Origin of the sequence: Roseateles paludis (genome assembly GCF_039872745.1) — a bacterium.
Taxonomy (GTDB): domain Bacteria; phylum Pseudomonadota; class Gammaproteobacteria; order Burkholderiales; family Burkholderiaceae_C; genus Pelomonas; species Pelomonas paludis.
In genome coordinates, this window is the sequence record NZ_JBDPZD010000002.1 from 98466 (window position 1) to 117995 (window position 19530).

The following is a 19530-nucleotide window of genomic DNA, read 5'->3' on the forward strand; positions in this document are numbered from 1 at the left end:
CCGTCAGTTGGCTGATTTCTGCAGCTTCTTCAGCAATTCATTGACTTCGGCTTGCCGCGGATACCGTGAGCCCTCATAGGCGAGCCGATCCAACTCTGCGCGAGCAAGTGTCAAATCGCCCGCCTTCAAAGCAATCCGAGCCAAGGTCAGACGAGCATCTTGCAAATCAGGCGCCATGGATACAACCTGCCGTTGCAACTCCATGGCCTGCTTGATTTGCCCGGCCTCCGCCAGCGCTGCCGCATAGGTATCCATCACCGCAGGGACCTTGGGAGCCAATTTTCGGGCTCGCTCGGCATACTCCAACGCACCCGTTTTGTTCTGGTTCATCAGCGCCCATGCCATATTGTTGTTGGCATTGACATGCTCCTTATTCACCGCCAGCACCTTGCCGAATTCAGCTTCTGCCAAAGGCCAATCACCAGCGCGCATGGCGGTCGTGCCCACCTGGAAGACAAATTTGATGTCTTCAGGGTGCTTGGCCTCCCACTCAGCGGCAAATCGGCGCGCCTCGTCACGCTGCTGCATCTGACCCAGCACATCAAAGAGACGAATGGCTGCGGTGGTCGACGGCGTCTTGCTGAGAGAAGTTCGGAGCGCGCTGGCGGCGGCCGGCCACTGCTTTGAATCGATATGAACGCTGGCTTCAAGCAGGAACCCTATTCCGTCCATCGGGCGCGCCGCTTGGATCTTCTTGGCCAAGGCCAGCGCCTCTTTGAAGCGCTTTTCCGCCGCGAAAAACTCTATTTGCTTGGCCTGCGCATCCAAGAGATTCGGTGCAACGTCCAAGGCCTTGCGCAACGCACCGATTGCTGAAGCCCGGTCGCCTCGCTCCAAATACAAATCGACCAGACGCATCTGTGGCACGGGTGAGTTTGGCGTGATGCTCGCAAGCTTCCTGAACGTGGTAACCGCCTGCAGGTATTCCCCCTTGGCACGCTGAGCTCGGCCCAATACGTCAAGTAGTTGGGGATCATCAGGAATTGCGGCCACCGCCTCCTGCGCGACCTGCAAACCTTCCTTTGACTTCCCGATGCGCAGTAGATATTCGGCGTAAGCAACACGGCCTTCGACCCGAGTTGGATTCTTAGCAACCACTTGCTTGAGCGTCTCTTCCACAGCCTCCTGGGGATCCCCCATGCGAGCGCGCAAATCGGCAATTGCCAAAAGGGCGTACAGGTTCCCTGCATCTTTGGCCAGAATCGCATCAAACCGACTTTTCGCCGCCTTCAAATCCTTGGCCTCAATATCCAGCGCTCCCAAGGCCCGGGCGGCAGGAAAATAGGTCTCGTCACGCTTGAGCGACTTCAAATATGCCTCGCGCGCGGCAGTCACATCCCCCTTGGCGGCCATAACCTTCCCCCTCAGGTAAGACGCAAGCGGGGATTTTTCATCCTTCTCCTCAAGGCGAACCAGGGCAGGCAAAGCGGTGTCGAGCCGTGCCTGCCGCAGCAGTACCGAAACCAAGGCTAAATCAGCAAAGGTGGACTTGTCGCTGCTGGCAATACGCTCCAGTGCATCCAGCCCCTCGGCCGCCTGCCCTTGCGCAATGCGGCTCAGTGCCATCGTTGTCCGGATTTGAGGATCCGACGGGCTGCTACGCGCCGCACGTTCCAACAGGACTTGCGCCTTGGCCGGATTGCCTTCGTGCAGATAAGCCTCGGCAGCGATGGACAACGCATTTGCCGAAGGCTCTGGCAAGTCGAGCAGCGGCTGGAGCGTCCTCAACGCCTTGTCGGTATGACCCTGCCGCACCTGAATCTGTGCCAGCAAGGGTCGACTCGAATCCATCGACGGCCCTGAGTTGACCGCCCGCGTCAAATAGCTTTCCGCGAGGGTCATTGCACCGCTTCGGTATTCAATCTCACCGGCCAGCAGCAGCGCCCTTGGATCCGGGTTTTTGGCCTTGAGCAACGGCTGGGTCAAATCACGCGCCAAGCGCAGATTCCCTTCCAGATATTCAGCCTGCGCACGAAACAGCATCGCAATCGGACTGCGCGGCATCAACTTGCGCATCTGATCCAGCTGAGCCCTGAGCGCTGCCTTGTCACCTTGGCCGTAATAGAGCGCCAGCAACTCGGCGTGTGCACTGACGAGCGTCGGCTCAGACTTCAAGGCTTCACGTTGGCTGGCGATGGCGCCAGGGATGTCTTTTTTGTAGTGCCGCAGCAAGACACCCTTTGCGTGCAATGCCTGCGCAAGTTGGGGCGATTGCTTGAGCACTTCGTCGATCAGCGCCAGCGCGGCCTCGGGTTTGCCTTCGGACCAAAGCATGTTTGCCAGGGCCGCACTCGCGACCGGGTGCTTCGGCACCGCCTGCAAAGCCGCATCAATCGCCCGCCTTGCCGCTGGCGTATCGCCCTGCGTGGCCCAAGCCGCAGCCAGACCGACCTGAAGTTCAGCCATCGCAGCGGGGCTGTCAAACTTCTTGCCCGCGTAAGTCTTGATGGCCTCGTCGGCCCGGCCCATCGCCGTCAAAGCCTTGACGAGTTCAGGCACGACATCCGACTCCGCCTGCCCCTGCAGCAACGCCTTGCGCAATTCGACTTCCGCCTCGATGGGCTGCCCTGCATCGAGCAATGTTTTGCCCAGCAAAAATCTCACCGGCGCTGAATCAGCCTTTTGCAAGGCCTCCTTCAACGTGATCATGGCTGCGGGCTTGTCCCGCTTGGCAATCTGGCGCCGCGCCTCCTCGAGAGGGTCACCCCGACTCCCCCAATCACAGGCCTGCATAAGTCCAGTGACTGCGAGGACGCTCACCAAAACCCGAAATCTGCCTGTATGCATCGAAGACCCTGAGGACGATGGAACACCTTGTTGACGACGCGCACGCCCGACAGCTCCGTCGGCAAACCAGTCCCGTCAACGATCAAAGCATCGTACAGCGCAGGGCCTTGGCAGCGCGGCGATTCGAACCCGAGATTGGCACCAGCGGGAAGACAAACGTCACCTTTGCCGCGTGCGTCGCGTAGACGAGCCTTAATTTGGGCAGGCAACCGGCCTGAGCGCGGCATTCAGTCGGCCAAGCGCAACCTACCGTGATGCCGCGCGAAGCATGTATGGCGCGCCAAAGACAACGCCAAGCACCGCCGAGCGGTGTCGACATCCTTTACACAAGCCGACCTCATCCAGCCTTCCGCCGCCAAGATGTCGACCAAGCCATTGATATACAAGGTATTTTTTAATCTGGCACAGACGTTGCGAATCCCAGGCACGAGGAGAACCTTCACAGGAACTTCTGCAAACTAACCCACAGGCTCTGCCTGCGGCCCACTTAGGAGAGATCATGAATGCATTTCTGAAGACCGCGATTGCTGGTGCTGCTGCAGGCCTCGCACTCGCTGCGCAAGCTGTCGTCATTGACGACTTCAACAACCCTAGCCCTGGCAATCAAACCGTTTACGACACGCAAATTTCGAGCACGGTTGGTGACAGTTCGTCGTACAGCGGTGCCGGTATTCTTGGCGGTCAACGTGATTTGTACGTCATCAAGACCGGTATCGAGGATTCTGGCCTTGCTGGCGCCATCAGCGCATCCGTAGAGAACGGCAAGTACTCGTTCAACTCGGGCTCCGGTCAGTCCGGCGTTGGCATCATCCGTTGGGATGGTTTGGCCAACACCGGCTTCAACCAGAACGTTGGTGACACGATCGCCACCAATCTGAGCAACGCTATCGGTTCGATCAACGGCAACGGTTTCGCTGCGACCGACCTGCAGACGACCGGCTCCGGCGCTTTCGTACTGGACGTGATCAGCGCTGATGCTGGCTTCAACTTCACGTTGCAAGCCTTCTCCAACGGCGGCACGCAGTTCTCGTCGTTCACGGCCGTGTCGGCCGGCGGCCCTGGCACTTACATCATCCCGTTCAGCGTGTTCTCGTTCGTGCCGGCACTGCAGTGCGCTGGTGGCGCGGCCTCTGGTTGCGCGGACTTCTCGCAGATCACTGCGCTGCAAGCCATCATCAACTTCCCGGGCGCTCCGGTGGTTGACGTTGACCTGCGCATCGACATCGTCGACAACGTGGTTCCCGAGCCCGCCGCTCTGGGCCTGGTTGGCCTGGCCCTGGTGGGTGCTGGTGTGGCCCGCCGCCGCGCCCGCAAGGCTGCCTAATAGCCCCTCTCGGCGGCGGTTTCGACCGCTGCCTGAGCAAAACAAAGAGAGCCGCGTGATGCGGCTCTCTTTTTTTGTGCTCACCGCCTTGCAGACCAAGCTTGCCAGGCAACGGTGTTCAATTCGGGTCATCCAGCGTTGCGAAGTGGCCGCCTCACGCCACGACGGCGGGCGTCCTCCCTATTAGGGGCTTATTGCCAAATGACCGAGTGCCTAGTCGTTCGCCGCTCGCAGCGGGCTCGCGGCACGGTCAACAAATCGATGCGTGATGCTGGCTTCGAGCCCGGCGGCGTCCAAGCCGCATGCCGCCATCAGCTTGGCCGGATCTCCATGCTCAACGAACTCGTCAGGCAGGCCCAGTTGGAGCACCGGGATGTCGATGCCGGCCGCATGCAGACTCTCTGAAACAGCAGAGCCGGCCCCCCCCATCACACAACCATCTTCGATGGTGACGATTGCGTCGTGGGTCCGGGCGATTTCTGCCACCAAGGCCTCGTCAAGCGGTTTAACGAAGCGCATATTGACCACCGTGGCGTCGAGCCGTTCGCCAGCGACCAAGGCTGGGTGCAGGACGGTGCCGAACGCCAGCAGCGCAATTCGTTTGCCAGTACCGACACCTACGCTCGACCGCCGCCGGATCTCTCCGCGCCCCCAGGGCAATGCAGACATCAGCTTGCGCGGCACCACGCCAGCACCTGCTCCGCGTGGGTAGCGCACAGTGGCCGGGCCGCTGTGCTGGAACGCCGTGTAGAGCGCCTGCCGGCATTCATCTTCATCCGAAGGTGTCAGCACCGCCATATTGGGAATGCAGCGCGTGAAGGCAATGTCGTAATTGCCCGCGTGCGTTGCGCCATCCGCTCCGACCAGTCCGGCCCGATCCAGGGCGAAGACGACAGGCAGGTTCTGGATGGCGACGTCGTGAATCAGCTGATCGTAGGCGCGCTGCAGGAAGGTCGAGTAGATGGCCACGACGGGCTTCAAGCCCTCGCAGGCCAAGCCGGCCGCAAAGGTGACCGAATGCTGCTCGGCAATGCCGACGTCGTAGTAGCGCTCGGGGAAGCGCTTGTGGAACTCGACCATGCCGGACCCCTCGCGCATGGCGGGGGTGATGCCCACGAGGCGTTGGTCCTGCTCGGCCATGTCGCAGAGCCAATCGCCAAACACCTGGGTGAAGCTCAGCTTGGGCGGCGTTGCCGGCTTGACGAAACCCACAGCCGGGTCGAACTTGCCGGACGCGGCGTGGTACTTGACGGGGTCGGCCTCGGCCAACTTATAGCCAGCACCCTTCCTCGTGATGATGTGGAGGAACTGGGGCCCACGCTTTTCACGCAGGTTCTCCAGCATCGGGACCAGTGCATCCAGGTCGTGGCCATCGATGGGGCCGACGTAGTTGAAGCCGAATTCTTCAAAGATGGTGCCGGGCACCACCATGCCCTTGGTGTGCTCTTCGAACCGCCGCGCGAACTCGTAGAACGGGGTGTTCTTGAGCACGCTTTTGGCGCCTTCCCGCGCAGCCGAGTAGAAGCTGCCGCTCATCAAGCGCGCCAGATATTTGTTCAGCGCACCCACCGGCGGGCTGATGGACATGTCGTTGTCGTTGAGGATGACGAGCAGGTCGCCCATCAGGCCGCCGTGCGAAACCCCGGCGTTGTTCAGCGCCTCGAAGGCCATGCCGGCCGTCATCGAGCCATCGCCAATGATGGCCACGGCGCGCCGGTCTTCGCCTTTGAGCCGGGCGGCCATCGCCATGCCATGGGCAGCTGAAATGCTGGTGGATGAATGGCCGGTGCCGAATGTGTCGTACTCGCTCTCATCACGGCGGGGAAAGCCGCTGATGCCGCCCAACTGGCGCAGCGTGCCCATGCGATCACGGCGTCCGGTGAGGATCTTGTGCGGGTAGGTTTGGTGGCCCACGTCCCATACCAGCCGGTCATGGGGCGTGTTGTAGACGTAATGCAGGGCGACCGTCAGTTCGACCGTGCCCAGGTTGGAGCCGAAATGCCCCCCCGTCTTGGACACGCTTTCCACAACAAAGGCCCGCAGCTCGTCGGCCACACGCCGCAGCTCGGTGCGCGGCAGCCGTCGCAGGTCGGCTGGATCGTTGATGGTGTTCAGCAGCGGGAATTCCATCAGCTATCCCTCTCCACGACGGAATCCGCCAGCAGTTCGAGCAATCGCGTGTCTGCCAGCCCGCTGGCCGCCAGTGCCGCCTTGGCCTCGGCGCAAAGCTCATCGGCCAATTGGCGTGCGGGGTCCAGGCCCAGCACGCTCACATAGGTCGGCTTGTTGGCATCCTGGTCCTTGCCAGCCGTTTTGCCCAGCACGGCGGAATCCTGGGTGACGTCCAGGATGTCATCGACCACCTGGAAAGCCAGCCCGATGGCGGCGCCGTAGATCTCAAGCTGCTGCAGCGCCTGTTCGCCGCACTGCCCGCAGGCCGCACCCATCGTCACGCTGGCCTGCAACAGCAGCCCCGTCTTGCGGCGATGCATGTCACGCAGCGTGGCTTCGTCCAGTTGCTTGCCAATGCTGGCCAGGTCGATCGCCTGGCCACCGGCCATGCCGGCATGGCCGGCGGCACGCGCCAGCAAGGCACACAAGCGGGCCTGCAAGGCTGGCGGGATACCTTCTTCGGGGGTCAGCACCTCAAAGGCCAGCGCCTGCATCGCGTCGCCCGCCAGCATGGCCTGGGCCTCACCGAACTGGACGTGCGTGGTGGGCTTGCCGCGCCTCAACACATCGTCGTCCATGCAGGGCATGTCGTCGTGGACCAGGGAATAGGCATGGATCAGCTCCACAGCGCAAGCGGAGCGCATGGCAGCCAGCGCATTGCCGCTCACCGTCTCACTGGTGGCCAGCACCAGCAGGGGCCGCAGCCGCTTGCCGCCTCCCAGCACCGCATAGCGCATCGCTTCGCCCAACCCGGCTGGCGCAGCGGCCGGGACCAGATCGTCCAGCGCGCGCTCAAAGGCGTTCAGCGTCTCGGCGGTCCAGGCTTCAAAGGTCTTGGATCCCAGCATTCCTCAGTCACCCTGCCAGCTCTTGAGCTCGCCCTCGTCCAGCACCTTGACTTGCTGCTCAACGGCAGCCAGCTTGGCCCGGCAGATCCCGAGCAACTCGGCACCGCGCCGGTAGCTCTCCAGCAATTGATCCAGCGGCAGTTGCTGCCCCTCCATGCCGGCGACGAGCCGCTCCAGCTCCTCCAGAGCGCGCTCGTAGCTGGGCTCCTCGGGGGCGGTTCGACTGCGCGACGTGGCGGACTTGGACATTTCGTTTGGCGAAACTGGAATTGTAGTCAGCCCTGATAGGCACTCCCGGTCAGGCCATAGAGGAGAAAGCCCCCCAGGTTCGTCACGCCCGTCCCGCTAGAATCAGAACCCTTTTGGGCTCGCGAAAGCCTGCCCACCTCCCTTACTCACTACCAACCTGGCCGACCCGAGTTTTCGGGATGCGCCGGAGGGACGCGACACCCCCTTTTCAAAGGTTTTGCCAGAAATCATGTCGGACCTGAGCATTTCCGTCTCGGCGCTGGAACGCAGCCGGACCCAGCTCCCGGTGAGCGCCTATTTCGACCCGCAGCTGTATCAGCGGGAACAGGCAGAACTCTTTCAGAAGGGGCCGCGCTATGTGGGGCACACCCTCGCCGTCCCGGAAGTCGGGGACTACCTGGCATTGGCCCAGGAAGGCGAAGGCCGCGCCCTGGTGCGGTCCAGCCAGGGCGTGGAGCTCATCTCCAACGTCTGCCGGCATCGCCAGGCCGTGATGCTCAAGGGCCGGGGCAACAGCCGCAGCAACATCGTCTGCCCGCTACACCGCTGGACCTACTCGCATCAGGGCGAGTTGATCGGGGCCCCGCACTTTGCCGACGACCCCTGCCTCAATCTGCAGCGCTACCCACTGCGCGAATGGAACGGCTTGCTGTTCGAGGACAACGGCCACGACGTCGCCGCCCACCTCCAGCAGCTCGGCCCGCGCGCCAAGCTCGACTTTTCGGGCTATGTGCTCGACAAGGTCCAGGCCCACGTCTGCAACTACAACTGGAAGACCTTCATCGAGGTCTACCTGGAGGACTACCACGTCGGCCCCTTCCACCCCGGCCTGGGTCAGTTCGTCAGCTGTGAGGACCTGGCCTGGGAGTTCGGCAAGCACCACTCGGTGCAGACGGTCGGCGTCAGCCCGGGCTTTGGACGGCCGGGCTCCGGCGTCTACGGGCGCTGGCATGAGCAATTGCTGAAGTACCGCCAGGGCCGCCTGCCCGAGGCCGGTGCCGTATGGCTGACCTACTACCCGCACATCATGGTCGAGTGGTACCCGCACGTGCTGGTCGTCTCCACGCTGCACCCCCAGGGTCCGCAAAAGACGCTCAATCTCGTCGAGTTCTATTACCCCGAAGAGATCGTCGCTTTCGAGCGCGAGTTCGTCGAAGCGCAGCAGGCGGCCTACATGGAAACCTGCATCGAGGACGACGAGATCGCCGAGCGCATGGACGCCGGCCGCAAGGCCCTGTTCGACCGCGGCGACAACCAGGTCGGCCCCTACCAGAGCCCCATGGAAGATGGCATGCAGCACTTCCACGAGTGGTACCGGTCCCACCCCCTACTGGCTTCGCCAGCCCCCTCAAGGGGGCACTTCCAGCAGCCCGGCGAAGCCGGCTCTGCGGAAGTCGCTGAGTCGGAGCCCGACGGCCACTGACGGTGTCCGCTTCGCTGCTCATGGTGCTGGCGAGCTTGCTGTTCGCCGCCATGGGCGTGTGCGTGAAGCTGGCGTCGTCGATGTACGACGCGACCGAGATCGTCATGTACCGCAGCCTCGTCGGCGTGCTGATGGTCGGTGCTTTGGCGCGCTGGCAGGGCGTCAGCCTGCGCACCCAGGTGCCGGGCATGCACGTGGCTCGCAGCGCTGCGGGCGTGGGAGCACTCAGCCTGTGGTTCTTTGCCTTTGGTGGCCTGCCCCTGGCCACGGCGATGACGCTCAACTACATGTCCTCGGTGTGGATGGCGCTCTTCCTGCTGGGCGGCGCCGTCTTCATGGGCGCTAGGAATCTCGACATGCGCCTCTTTGCCGCTGTGCTGGCGGGCTTTGTGGGCGTGGCCCTGGTACTGAGGCCCAGCATGGGGCCGCAGCAGGCTTGGCCCGGCGTGGCGGGGTTGCTGTCCGGCATGCTGGCCGCGCTGGCCTATCTGCAGGTCACGGCGCTGGGGCGTGCGGGCGAGCCTGAACTGCGGGTCGTCTTTTATTTCTCCTGCGGTGGTGCGTTGGCGGGCGCGGTGATGTCTCTGGTGCTGGGCGATGGCCTGCACACCCATACCGTCCATGGCGCCGGCCTGCTGCTGGCCGTCGGTACCCTGGCCAGCCTGGCCCAACTCTGCATCACCCGGGCCTATGCGATTGGGCGGCCCCTGGTGAACGCCTGTCTGCACTACCTCGGCATCGTCTTCGCGTACATGCTGGGCGTGCTGTTCTTCCACGACCCCGTGACCTTGTCGGCCACCCTTGGCATGCTGCTGATCATCGGCGCGGGCGTCACCGCCACTTGGCTGCGCGGCCGCCTGGCCCCAGCGCCCAAGGACAGCCAATTCAACCCGAGCGAATCCTGATGCCCTACACCACCCTGATCGCCCCAGAAGCCTTGCAAGGCCTGACCGACGTCCTCGTGCTGGATTGCAGCTTCGACCTCGCCGACCCTGAGGCCGGCGCCCGCGCCTACGCGGCAGGGCACATCCCTGGCGCCCACTACCTGCACCTCGACCGCGACCTCTGCGGCCCCAAGACTGACGCCACCGGCCGCTTCCTCGGCCGCCACCCCTTGCCCACACGCGAGGACTTTGCCGCCCGGGTTCAGTCCCTGGGCTTGCGCGCCGGCCAGCAGGTGGTGGCCTACGACCGCAGCGGCGGCATGTACGCCGCTCGGCTTTGGTGGATGCTGCGTTGGCTGGGCCATGCCGAGGTTGCGGTGCTCGACGGCGCCTGGCCCGGGCCCTGGACGACCGAGCTGCCGCCCCAACCGACGCCAAGCCACTGGCAAGCCGATGCGCCGCTGGGCGGCATGATCGATGCCGACGCCCTCGCCGCCCAGCTCGGCCGCGTCCGCCTGATCGACGCCCGCGCGGGCGAGCGCTTCCGTGGCGAGGTGGAGCCCCTGGACAAGCAAGCCGGCCACATTCCCAGCGCCAGCAACCGCTTCTTCCGCAACAACCTCGGCCCTGACGACCGCTTCAAACCCGCTGCAGAACTGCGTGCCGAATTTGAAGCCCTGCTGGCCCCGTTCAGCGGGGACGACGTCGTCCACCAATGCGGCTCCGGCGTCACCGCCTGCCACAACCAGTTGGCCATGGTCCATGCCGGCTTGGCCCCAGGGCGCCTCTACCCAGGGTCGTGGAGTGAGTGGTCCGCCGACCCCGCCCGCCCCATCGCCCGGGGTTGACCCAACTCAAGCCAGGGGCGCTTAGCGCGGCGCAAACTGAAGTCATCCCTTCAGGAGGTCTTCACCATGTACAAGCGCATCCTCGTTCCCACCGACGGGTCTGACATCAGCGCCAAGGCGGTTGGCGTTGCAGCCCAGCTGGCCAAGCTGCACGGCGCCGAGCTGAATACGCTCAGTGTCAAGGAGCCCTTCCCGTACAGCATGGTCACCGAGATGCAGCCGGTGCCGCCGCAAGAGTTCTACGACGCGCAAGAGCGCCTCGCCAGCGCCCGCGTCAAGGCGGCCCAGGCGGCCGCTGAGGCCCAGGGCGTGGCCTGCAAGGGCTTCACCGTCGAGGCGCTGCACGCCTGGGAAGCCATCATTGACCACGCCAAGACCGAAGGCTGCGACCTCATCGTCATGGCCTCACATGGCCGCCGGGGTGTGGCCGCCCTGTTGCTGGGCAGCGAGACCCAGAAGGTGCTGACCCACACCGACCTGCAGGTGCTCGTCGTCAAATAAGCCCACACCAGGGCGATCAAGGCGCGGCCAGCAGCTGGCGCCGGAAGAAGGCAACCGTCCGCGCGAGCCAAAGGCTTGTCATCGCCGGGCGGTCATAGCCGGGTGGGTCACACAGCATCTCGCACTCCAGCCGCCCCAGCTCTGCAGCTGCTGGCGCCGGCGCCAGCAGCGCCCCATGGCCGCCTGATGGCAAATCGGCCAGCAGTTCGCAACCCGTGCAGGCGGCAAGCACCGCGTCGCTGTGAAAGCGCGGCAGCAGCCAGCGGTCAAGCCGCGCGGTGATCAGTGCCAAGGGCACACGCGGCCGCGCCAGCGTGGCGGGGTCGAAGTCGGCCGCCAGCGGCACCCCGGCCACAACTGCGGCGATGCGTGCGTCGCCGTGCGTGCGCGGGGCCGCGTCGCCGCCAAACTTCCAGTCCAGGACCCGCTGGGCCAGCCAGAGCTTGGGGCCATCCAGCAAGCCGCCGGTCAGTTGGGTTGCCAGGCCGACGCAGGCCTGGAAGTCCTCGGCCAGATGCCGCGCGCAATGCGCCCGAAAGCGCTCGGGCGACCAGGCACCGCCCGCGAGGCTCAACGCCGTGTGCCCGCCGGCGGACATGCCGAAGGCGCCCACGCGGTCCAGCCGCAAGGCGGCAAAGCGCGGGTCGGCGGCCACACGGTCGATGGCATGGCTGACCTCGGCCGGGCGTTGCTGCCAGCTCTCGGGCCCGCGCTGGCTGGTGTCGGTCCAGTTGTCGCCCCTGTGCAGCGGCAGCACGACGGTGAAGCCGGCGTCTACCAGGGCTTGGGCCAGCGCGGTGTGCACCCAGGGCCCGCCGCCGGAGCCGTGGGAGATGGCGATCAGCCGGCCATTGCCGGGCGCGGGCGGCGCCTCCGGGGCCAGGCTGACGATCAGGTCGCCGCGTGGCTCGGCATGCCCGGCGGCGGCGGTGGGGTAGAAGACGGTGACCGGGCCGACGCTCGCATCGGGCGGCAGGGTCAGCGTGCCGAGGGTGGCGGCGTGGGTGGCGCTGAAGATCAGGCCGACCGCCAGGCCGGCCAGCAGGAAGTGAGAGCGCATGCGGGGCTCACGAAGTTGGAGGAGCCCACAGCGTCGGCGCTCGCGCCCGCCACGTCTGGCCGAAAGCTGCGGCTTGCAGGTTTCAGCGCGGTTTTGATGAATCGCCGAGGCGCCTTTTCAGGATTCGGCCAGGGCTTGCTGGCGGAATTCGGTGGGCGTCAGGCCGGTCTCGGCCTTGAAGGCGCGATTGAACGGGCCGATGGAGCCAAAGCCCACGTCCAGCGCAATGCTCAGCACCGGCAGGCCGCGCTGCTGCGGGTCCGCCAGGCGCCGCTTGGCCTCAGCCACGCGCAGCCCGTTCACATAGGCGTTGAAGTTGCGATGGCCGAGGTGCTGGTTGATGACGCGCCGCAGCCGGTACTCGGGCGCGGCCAGTTGCTGTGCCAGGCCGGCCAGGCTCAGGCCGTCGTGGGCGTAGCCCCGCTCGCGGCCCATGAAATCGGCCAAGGCCGCGGCTAGTTGCTGGTCTTGCGCGTGCTGCGGGTCCGGCGCGGGTGGTACGGGTGGCGCGGTCGGCGGCAACGGGGTCAGAGGCCGTTCAGCGGCCCACAGCCCTTGCGCACGCGGCGCGAGCAGGCGGCCGGCAATCACGGCCGTCAGCACCAGCAGCAGGGCCACGTCGGTCAGGGCGCCCAGTTCGCTCAGCCGGCCATCGCTGGAGGTGAGCCGCAGGCCCACCTGGACCAGGCCGTAGCCCGCGCCCCCACCCACCACCACAAGTCGCAATTGCCGTCGTGAGTCGACCAAGTCCACCCGCCAGGGCCCGACGACCGCCGCCAATCCCAGCAGTGCGAAGCCAATCGGGATGGCTCGCATCAGCACCCAGCCCGGCCCCCACGCGCCCCACTGGCAAACCGTCGCGCCCCACAGCACCACGGCGCCCCACAGCAGGCCGTGCCAGAGTCGCAACCGAAATTCATCTTGAAACACCGCGCGGGCAAAGAGCCAGAACAGCACCGCCGAGCCCAGCGAGATGCCAATCCCCGGCGCCTGCGGCTGGCAGCTCAGCTGCTGCTCCACCCAGGGCGAGGCGGACAGCGTCTGCACGATCAGTGAGGCCGCCAGTGCGATGGCCAGGCTGGCCAGCGCCGTCTGTCGCGTGCGCTGCCGCTGCGGCAGCAAGGCAATGACGACGAGGGCCAGCAGCGCGATCAGCGCGCCACGCAGGCCAGCGTCAATGAGCGCCATGCAACAGCTGCGAGATCCCGAACGCCACGCTCAGGCCCGCCGCCAGCCAGGCCACCTGGGCCAGGGTCTCGCGCCAGGCCAGGCGCTGCTGCAGCTGCGGCAGCAGGTCAGCCACCGACACGTAGATGAAGCTGCTGGACGCCAGCACCAGCAGATAGGGCAGGCCTTGCTCGAACGAGCCGATCAGCAGATAGCCGAGCACACCGCCCACCACCGCAGCCAGGCCCGAGAGCGCGTTGAACAGCAGTGCCTTGCGGCGGCTGAAGCCGGCGTTCACCAGCACGATGAAGTCCCCCACTTCCTGAGGGATCTCGTGCGCCACGATGGCCAGCGAGGTCGCCACACCCAGCTTCACGTCGGCCAGGAAGGCGGCCGCGATGATGACGCCATCGCAGAAATTGTGGATACCGTCGCCCACCAGCACGGCCAGGCCGCCGCGCCCGGCCTGCTCGGCGTCGAAGTGGTGGTGATGGTGGTGCCCGTCACCCTCGTGGTGGTGGACGTGGCGATACAGCTCCACCTTCTCCAGCAGCCAGAAGAACAGCAAGCCGCCCAGCAGCGTCGCAAACAGTGCCTGCGGGTGCGCCAGCGGCGACTCAAAGGCCTCGGGCAGCACGTTCAGCAGCGAAGTGCCCAGCAGGATGCCGGCCGACAGGCTGACGAGGCTCTTGACCAGGCGGGACAGCACGCCCACGGTCAGGCTCGCCGCCACCAGCACTGAAAGCAGGCCGCCCGCGAAGGTCGCGAGCACGATGTAGGTCAGCAGCATCAAACGAACTTCTTGAACCAGGCCAGGCAGCGCGCCCAGGCGTCGTCAGCCGCCGCCTTGCGGTAGCTGGGACGGTAGTCGGCATGGAAGGCGTGCGGCGTGTCGGGGTAGACGACGAACTCGCAGGCGCTGTTGCCGGCGGCCTTGAGCGCGGCTTCCATCTGGGTCAGCGTGTCGGTTGGGATGCCGCCGTCGGCACCGCCGTAAAGGCCCAGCACCGGCACCTTCAGCGCCGCCGCGCGCTCAATGGCCGTCTTGTCGCCAGGGAAGTAGCTGCGCGCCACCGGCCCGTACCAGGCCGCCGCCGCCTTGAGGCTGGGGTTGTGGGCGGCGTACATCCAGGTGGTGCGCCCACCCCAGCAAAAGCCGGTGATGGCGGCGCGCTTCACGTCGCCACCCTGGGTGCCGGCCCAGGCCAGGGCGGCGTCCAGGTCGCCCAGCACCTGGGCATCGCCGGCCTTGGCCACCACCTCGCTGATGAGCTTGGGGATGTCGGTGTAGGCCTTGGCGTCACCCTGGCGCGCAAACAGCTCGGGCGCCACAGCCAGGTAGCCCTGGCGCGCGAAGCGGCGGCAGACATCGGCAATGTGCTCATGCACGCCAAAGATCTCGCTGGCCACCAGCACCACGGGCAGGTTCTTCTGCCCGGCGGGCTGGGCCCGGTAGGCCGGCATCTTGAAGTCGCCCACCGCAATCTCCACCGTGCCGGCCAGCAGGCCGTCGGCCGGCGTGCTGATGGTTTGCGCGGTCACCGGCAGCACCGCGGCCGCAAAGCCGCCACCGACGCTGGTCTGCACAAAAAGGCGGCGGCTGAAGTCGCGGCCGGGTGCCAGGCTGTCAACGTCGCGCTCAATCTCGCGGTCGATCGGGGTCAGTGCGTGTTGCATTGCTGGTCTTGGAGGGGGAAAGGCCCTGGATTTTGCCGGGAGAATGCCCGCATGAGCCTGAGCCAGCCAAAGCCCCTGCCCTGGGCTGCCATCGACATGGGGTCCAACAGCTTCCGGCTGGAGATCGGGCACGTGATACGGGGGCGCTACAAGCGCGAGCTCTACCTGAAGGACATCGTGCGCCTGGGCGCCGGCCTGGATGCCCAAGGCATGCTGACCGACGCCGCCGCCGAGCGGGGCCTCGCGGCCCTCGCCACCTTTGCCGAGCACCTGCGCGACTTCCCGCCCGAGCGCGTGCGGGCCGTGGCCACACAGACCCTGCGCGAGGCACGCAACCGCAATGAATTCCTGGTCAAGGCGCAGACCGCCCTGGGCCACCCCATCGAGGTGATCGCCGGCCGCGAGGAGGCGCGGCTGATCTTTGCCGGCGTGTCGCGCCTGCAGCCCTCGGCCAAACGGCGGCTGGTCATCGACATCGGTGGCCGCTCCACCGAGATGATCCTGGGGCACGGCACCCACCCCGAGCGCGCCGAGTCCTTCCAGATCGGCAGCGTCAGCCTGACCATGCGCTTCTTTGCCGACGGCAAGCTCACGGCCGAAGCCTTCCGCGCCGCGCAGATTGCTGCGGGGGCCGAGCTGGAAGAGGCGCTCAACATCTTCCCGGCCGGTGCCTGGGAAGAGGCGCTGGGTGCCTCGGGCACGGTGGGCGCGGTCTCGCAGGTGCTGCTGTCTGCCGGCTTGACCGATGGCCGCATCACCCCCGATGCCTTGGCCTGGTGCATCGAGCACTGCCTGCAGGCCGGCGACATCTCGCGCCTGGACCTGCCGGGCCTCAAAGACGACCGGCGCCTGGTGCTGGCCGGCGGCCTGTGCGTGCTCTACACCCTGCTCACGCAGTTCGGCATCAAGGAGCTGCTGGCCAGCAAGGGTGCACTGCGCCAGGGCGTCATCTTTGACTTGGCCGAACGCCACGGCGCGCGGGCCTCGGAGCTGCGCTCCCACACCGTGGCCGACCTGCAGCAGCGCTTTGCCGTGGACACGGCACACGCGCAGCGCGTCAGCGACAAGGCCGAGCGGCTCTACCGCCAGCTGTGCCCCAACCCGGCGCCGGAGCTGCTGCGCGAGCTGCGCTGGGCGGCGGCCATCCACGAGGTGGGCATGGTGGTCTCGCACCACGACCACCACCGCCACAGCGCCTACCTGATCGGGCATGTGGACGCACCCGGCTTCTCGCAGAACCAACTGCAGCGCCTGGCCAACTTGGCCCTGGGCCAGCGCGGCCGCCTGCGCAAGCTGGAGGCAGCTCTGGCCGACGAAACCCTGCTGTGGCAACTGCTGGCCCTGCGCCTGGCCGTGATCGTCTGCCACAGCCGCCAGCCCCGCCACCCGCAAGGCCTCAAGCTCACGCGGCAAGAGCGCCGGGTGGTGCTGACCTGGCCCACGGCCTGGCGGGCCGAGCAGGCACGCACCATCTTCCTGCTGAAGGAAGAGGCCGAGGCCTGGCGGCGCAATGGCGCACTGGACCTGGGCTACGCCTGAGCGCGGCCCCGGCCCCCGACGCTGCTGCCACGATCTGACAGCAGCCGCACCGAACATGCGGGCTCCCTCAGCTCTGCCGAAAGACGCGCCCCATGCTCAAGACCTATGCCGGCAGCTGCCACTGCAAGGCCGTGCGCTTTGAGGTTGATCTCGACCTTGCCGCCGGCACGGGCCGCTGCAACTGCTCCATGTGCTTCAAGACGCGCAGCTGGAACCTCAGCGTCAAGCCCGACGCCTTCAGGCTGCTGGCCGGCGCTGACGCCCAGAGCGACTACCAGTTCGGCTCCAACAGCATCCACAACCTGTTCTGCAAGACCTGCGGCGTGCGCTCGTTCGGCCATGGCGACATCGCCGAGATGGGCGGCGCCTTTGTCTCAGTGCGGCTCAACGCGCTGGACGATGTGCCAGCCGAGGAGCTGGTGGCCGCGCCCGTCACCTACTACGACGGGTTGCACAACAACCGGTGGCACAGCCCGGAAGAGACCCGGCACTTGTGAGCCTCAGCTCAAAGGCCTTAAAGCGCGTCTGGCCCCTGCACCGCGTGCAGCGTGACCTCGAAAGCGCCATCGCGCTGGCGGCCGCGCAGCCACCAGACCGCGCCCTTCTTGACCGCCCAGTCATGCTCCTGCCCCGCCAGCAGCTGCGCCGCCACCTGGCCCAACGTGGGTTGATGGCCGCAGACCAGCACGGCCTCTGAGGCCGACGGCCAGCGCGCTGCGTTCAGCACGGCCTGCGGGTCGGCGTCCGGCGCCAGGGCCGGCACGATCTTGAAGTCCCGCCCCAGCGCCTCGGCCGTGGAGCGGCAGCGCAGCGCCGGGCTGCTGAGGATGCGGGCGCTGGCGGGCAGGCGCTGGTTCAGCCACTCGGCCATGCGCCGCGCCTGGCGCTCGCCCTTGGCGGTCAGGGCGCGCGGCAAGTCACCGCCTTCGGCCGCGAACATCTCGGCCTCGGCGTGGCGCCACAGGATCAGGTCCATCAGCGATATTTCTGCATCAACGCCCGCTGGGCGCCGGTGCCGCTGTCGCTGATGCGCACTGAGTGCCCATCCGGGCCCAGCTGCCAAGCGTCCAGCGTGTCGTGCAGATAGGGCACCAGGGCCTCGTCGATCACACGCTGGCGCAGCTTCGGGTCCAGCACCGGCCAGGCCACCTCGATGCGGCGGAACATGTTCCGGCCCATCCAGTCGGCGCTGGACAGGTAGAGCGCCTCGTCGTTCTCCCCGGCACCCCAGCGGAAGTAGCAGACCCGCGAATGCTCCAGGAAGCGGCCCACCACCGAGCGCACCACCACGCCTTCGGTCTCGCCGGGCAAGCCCGGCGGCAGCATGCAGGCGCCGCGCACGATCAGGTCCACCGTGGCGCCGGCCTTGGCGGCCTTGACGAGACCGTCGATCAGCAGTGCGTCGGTCAGCGCATTGATCTTGACCACCACGCGCGCCGGCTCACCCCGGCTGGCGGCGGCGGCCACCTGGTCCAGGTGCTCCAGCATGCGGCTGTGCATGTTGAAGGGCGCCACCAGCAGGCGGCGCGGCTGCCGGAACTTGCCCAGCGCCGCCAGTTGGCGGAACACCGAGTCCACGTCAGCCGTGATGTCGGGGTCGGCCGTGAGGTAGCCCAGGTCGGTATAGAGCCGCGCCGTCTTGGGGTTGTAGTTGCCGGTGGAGAGGTGGGCGTAGCGGCGCAGCTTGCCGCCTTCGCGCCGCGTCAGCAGCAGCAGCTTGGCGTGGGTCTTGAAGCCCACGATGCCGTACACCACCTGGGCGCCCACGGCCTCCAGGCGCTCGGCCCAGTTGATATTGGCCTCTTCGTCGAAGCGCGCCTTCAGCTCCACCACGGCCATCACTTCCTTGCCGCGCCGGGCCGCCTCGATCAGCAGGTCCATCAACACCGACTTGGCGCCCGTGCGGTAGATGGTCTGCTTGATGGCCAGCACGTCGGGGTCCTCGACCGCCTCGCGCAGCATCTGCACCACGGGGTCGAAGCTCTCGAAGGGGTGGTGCAGCAGCACGTCCGTCTTGCGCAGCCGCTCCAGGATGGACTTGGCGCGCGGCAGGCGCCGCTCCGGCCACAGCGGCTCGTGCGGAGCAAAGCGCAGCTGCGGCGCGTCGGTCTGGTCGATCAGCTCATTGAGCCGCACCAGGTTGACCGGGCCATTCACACGGTAGAGCGCGGCCGCCGGCATGTCGTATTGCTCCAGCAGGAACTCCGACAGCTCGGCCGGGCAGGTGCGCACCACCTCCAGGCGCAGCGCGCGGCCAAAGTGCCGCGTCGTCAGGCCCGAGCGCAGCGCGTGGCGCAGGTTGGTGACCTCGTCCTCGTCCACGTCCAGGTCTGAGTCCCGCGTGACGCGGAACTGCGAGAAGGCCTCGACCCGCCGCCCCGGGAACATCTCCTCCAGGTGCGCGCGGATCACGCTGGTCAACAACACAAAGGCTTGGCGGCCGTCCGACACCTGGGGTGGCAGCTTGATGACGCGCGGCAGCACGCGCGGCACCTTGACGATGGCGATGCGCGTGTCGCGCCCCAGTGCGTCCTTGCCCGACAAGCGCACGATGAAGTGCAGCGACTTGTTGGCCACCTGCGGGAAGGGGTGGGCCGGGTCCAGGCTGACCGGCATCAAGAGCGGCCGCACCTCGCGCTCGAAGAAGCGCCCCACCCAGCGGCGCTGGGCTTCGTTGCGGTCCGCATGGTTCAGGATCACGATGCCCTGGGCTGCCAGCGCTGGCATCACGGCCTCGTTGAAGATGCCGTACTGCTCATCGATCAGCGCATGCGCCGCAATGGCCACGCGCTCGACGTCGCGGTGGGTGACGCCGTCCTTGCCGGTGCTCACGGCCTCCAGCAGGTCGGCAAAGCGCACTTCAAAGAATTCGTCCAGGTTGCTGGACACAATGCAGATGTAGCGCAGCCGCTCCAGCAGCGGCACGTCGGTGCGCTGGGCCTGGGCCAGCACACGGCGGTTGAACTCGAGAATTGCTTGTTCCCGGTTGAGCAGTTGCAGCGAAGGCATGCACCCAGTTTATGAACGCGTCGTGACAGTGATGTGACCGCT

Annotated in this window: 17 protein-coding genes; 7 read left to right on the forward strand and 10 right to left on the reverse strand. The window is 66.3% G+C overall.

Annotation, left to right across the window (positions count from 1 at the left end):
• Positions 1-3: 3 nt before the first annotated feature.
• Positions 4-2787, reverse strand: coding sequence for an XrtA/PEP-CTERM system TPR-repeat protein PrsT (gene prsT / locus ABDJ85_RS06350; RefSeq protein WP_347703927.1), 2784 nt, complete (start codon positions 2785-2787; stop codon positions 4-6).
• A gap of 499 nt (positions 2788-3286) precedes the next feature.
• Between prsT and ABDJ85_RS06355 the strand changes: the two genes are divergently transcribed.
• A complete protein-coding gene (locus ABDJ85_RS06355; protein ID WP_347703928.1) occupies positions 3287-4111 on the forward strand; it encodes a PEP-CTERM sorting domain-containing protein in 825 nt (274 codons plus the stop codon).
• Positions 4112-4324: 213 nt separating this feature from the next.
• Here the strand turns inward: ABDJ85_RS06355 and dxs are convergent, their stop codons facing one another.
• From dxs to xseB, 3 genes are read right to left on the reverse strand one after another with little or no spacing between them, the layout of a single operon-like run.
• Positions 4325-6241, reverse strand: coding sequence for a 1-deoxy-D-xylulose-5-phosphate synthase (gene dxs, locus ABDJ85_RS06360; protein WP_347703929.1), 1917 nt, complete (start codon positions 6239-6241; stop codon positions 4325-4327).
• The gene (locus ABDJ85_RS06365; protein ID WP_347703930.1) at positions 6241-7131 is read right to left on the reverse strand and encodes a polyprenyl synthetase family protein; all 891 of its coding nucleotides are present in this window, start codon (positions 7129-7131) and stop codon (positions 6241-6243) included. Before ABDJ85_RS06365 ends, dxs begins: the two co-directional genes overlap by 1 nt.
• A gap of 3 nt (positions 7132-7134) precedes the next feature.
• Positions 7135-7380, reverse strand: coding sequence for an exodeoxyribonuclease VII small subunit (xseB, locus tag ABDJ85_RS06370; protein WP_347703931.1), 246 nt, complete (start codon positions 7378-7380; stop codon positions 7135-7137).
• 229 nt (positions 7381-7609) lie between these two features.
• Between xseB and ABDJ85_RS06375 the strand changes: the two genes are divergently transcribed.
• The 4 genes from ABDJ85_RS06375 to ABDJ85_RS06390 all read left to right on the forward strand — a co-directional run bounded on the left by ABDJ85_RS06375 (position 7610) and on the right by ABDJ85_RS06390 (position 11036).
• Entirely contained in the window at positions 7610-8803 is a 1194-nt protein-coding gene (locus ABDJ85_RS06375; RefSeq protein ID WP_347703932.1) for an aromatic ring-hydroxylating oxygenase subunit alpha, read from the forward strand.
• A gap of 2 nt (positions 8804-8805) precedes the next feature.
• Positions 8806-9708, forward strand: coding sequence for a DMT family transporter (locus ABDJ85_RS06380; protein ID WP_347703933.1), 903 nt, complete (start codon positions 8806-8808; stop codon positions 9706-9708).
• A complete protein-coding gene (locus ABDJ85_RS06385) occupies positions 9708-10535 on the forward strand; it encodes a sulfurtransferase (protein WP_347703934.1) in 828 nt (275 codons plus the stop codon). Before ABDJ85_RS06380 ends, ABDJ85_RS06385 begins: the two co-directional genes overlap by 1 nt.
• A gap of 66 nt (positions 10536-10601) precedes the next feature.
• Positions 10602-11036 carry a universal stress protein gene (locus ABDJ85_RS06390; protein WP_347703935.1) on the forward strand — a complete coding sequence of 145 codons (435 nt, stop codon included), beginning with the start codon at positions 10602-10604 and terminating at the stop codon, positions 11034-11036.
• A gap of 16 nt (positions 11037-11052) precedes the next feature.
• Here the strand turns inward: ABDJ85_RS06390 and ABDJ85_RS06395 are convergent, their stop codons facing one another.
• The 4 genes from ABDJ85_RS06395 to ABDJ85_RS06410 form a co-directional block, all read right to left on the reverse strand.
• Positions 11053-12096, reverse strand: coding sequence for an alpha/beta hydrolase family protein (locus ABDJ85_RS06395; RefSeq protein ID WP_347703936.1), 1044 nt, complete (start codon positions 12094-12096; stop codon positions 11053-11055).
• 117 nt (positions 12097-12213) lie between these two features.
• The gene (locus ABDJ85_RS06400; RefSeq protein WP_347703937.1) at positions 12214-13284 is read right to left on the reverse strand and encodes an AraC family transcriptional regulator; all 1071 of its coding nucleotides are present in this window, start codon (positions 13282-13284) and stop codon (positions 12214-12216) included.
• Positions 13271-14053, reverse strand: coding sequence for a ZIP family metal transporter (locus ABDJ85_RS06405; RefSeq protein ID WP_347703938.1), 783 nt, complete (start codon positions 14051-14053; stop codon positions 13271-13273). Before ABDJ85_RS06405 ends, ABDJ85_RS06400 begins: the two co-directional genes overlap by 14 nt.
• Positions 14053-14940, reverse strand: a complete 888-nt coding sequence (locus ABDJ85_RS06410; protein WP_347703939.1) for a dienelactone hydrolase family protein — start codon at positions 14938-14940, stop codon at positions 14053-14055. The genes ABDJ85_RS06405 and ABDJ85_RS06410 overlap by 1 nt, the downstream gene beginning before the upstream one ends.
• 51 nt (positions 14941-14991) lie before the next feature.
• Here ABDJ85_RS06410 and ABDJ85_RS06415 point away from each other — a divergent pair, with 51 nt between their 5' ends.
• Together ABDJ85_RS06415 and ABDJ85_RS06420 are read left to right on the forward strand one after the other, a co-directional pair.
• Entirely contained in the window at positions 14992-16479 is a 1488-nt protein-coding gene (locus ABDJ85_RS06415; protein ID WP_347703940.1) for a Ppx/GppA phosphatase family protein, read from the forward strand.
• A 92-nt stretch (positions 16480-16571) separates the two neighbouring features.
• Entirely contained in the window at positions 16572-16976 is a 405-nt protein-coding gene (locus tag ABDJ85_RS06420; protein ID WP_347703941.1) for a GFA family protein, read from the forward strand.
• 17 nt (positions 16977-16993) lie between these two features.
• Here the strand turns inward: ABDJ85_RS06420 and ABDJ85_RS06425 are convergent, their stop codons facing one another.
• Complete coding sequence (locus ABDJ85_RS06425) at positions 16994-17455, reverse strand: SixA phosphatase family protein (RefSeq protein ID WP_347703942.1); 462 nt, start codon at positions 17453-17455, stop codon at positions 16994-16996.
• Positions 17455-19488, reverse strand: coding sequence for a polyphosphate kinase 1 (gene ppk1, locus ABDJ85_RS06430; protein WP_347703943.1), 2034 nt, complete (start codon positions 19486-19488; stop codon positions 17455-17457). The genes ABDJ85_RS06425 and ppk1 overlap by 1 nt, the downstream gene beginning before the upstream one ends.
• Positions 19489-19530: the final 42 nt, after the last annotated feature.